At 44.2% G+C, this 1,194-nt stretch carries 1 protein-coding gene; it reads right to left on the minus strand.

Features of this window, described 5'->3' with window-relative positions; translation table 11 throughout:
• Positions 1 to 44: 44 nt before the first annotated feature.
• Positions 45 to 1,120 (minus strand): IS3 family transposase gene (locus XMG59_RS12020; protein ID WP_173481153.1). Its coding sequence is split into 2 segments (ribosomal slippage): positions 45 to 871 and positions 871 to 1,120, totalling 1,077 coding nucleotides; the frame shifts between segments, so codons are not numbered across the junction.
• Positions 1,121 to 1,194 lie beyond the last annotated feature (74 nt).

Here is a 1,194-nt window from a genome sequence, read left to right on the forward strand (position 1 = left end):
TGACCTTTCCCCTTAGTTAGTACCACTTCTTCGATGAGATTTTGCTAAGCAGCACGCTTAGCGAATTCCTCTGGTGGCACATAGCCAAGTGCACTATGTGGTCTTACTTTATTGTAATGATCTCGCCATAAATCGATCTCATATCTTGCTTCATCCAGCGTTCTAAACCAATGCTGATTTAGGCATTCGTTTCTAAATTTGCCATTCAAGCTCTCAACAAAAGCGTTTTGAGTGGGTTTGCCTGGCTGAATAAATCCTAGCTGCACAGCTGTCTCTTTGCTCCAAAAGAACATCGCCTTGCTAGTAAACTCTGTTCCGTTGTCACAAATAATCTTTTTAGGCTTGCTACGTGACTCAATCAGCTCCGATAGGAATCTGGCAACTTGTCGTCCACTGATTGATATAGAGACCAACTGCCCAACCATCTCTCTTGAATAGTCATCGACAACATTCAAAACCCTAAATCTGCGTCCGCCAGCTAATTGGTCGGCTACAAAATCCATGGACCAACGCTGATTTACTTCAGTAGGCACCTCTAGAGGCTGTCTAGGACGAGTTAGCTTCTTACGCTTCTTAGTTCTGACCTGAAGTCCTTCTTCCGTATAGAGGCGATATGTACGCTTCTTGTTAATGACTAGTCCCTCAGTCTTAAGAAGACTGTGCAACATCAAATAACCGTAAGCTGACTGCTTTGCAGCCAGTTCTTTTAGCCGATCCCGAAGTGCTGAATCATCAGTTGGCGTGGCCACATATCGAAAGCTCGATCTGCCTAAACAAGCCAGTCTGCAAGCAGCTCTTTCACTTAAGTTATGATGTTCAATCAGATGTGTGACCACCTCTTTACGCTGAGCGGTCTTTACCACTTTTTTGAGAGAACATCCTTCATAGCATCGACCTCAAGTAACTTCTCCGCTAGAAGCTTCTTGAGTTTATTATTTTCAGCTTCAAGCTCACGAAGGCGTTTGGCTTCGTTAACCTCAAGACCAGCATATTTACTTCGCCAGTTGTAAAAGGTTCCAGCTGATACATTTAGCCTACGGCAGATGTCATCTACCTTGGCTCCTGCCTCATGCTCTTTGATCGCCTTAATGATCTGTTCTTCGGTGTAACGCTTCTTCATATCGAGATCTCCATCCCTTTAGGTTAAATGGAAATCTCATCGAGGTCATGGTCTAGTTTTTGGGGGAGAGGTCA

Source organism: Marinobacterium sp. xm-g-59 (genome assembly GCF_013283315.1).
Taxonomy (GTDB): domain Bacteria; phylum Pseudomonadota; class Gammaproteobacteria; order Pseudomonadales; family Balneatricaceae; genus Marinobacterium_E.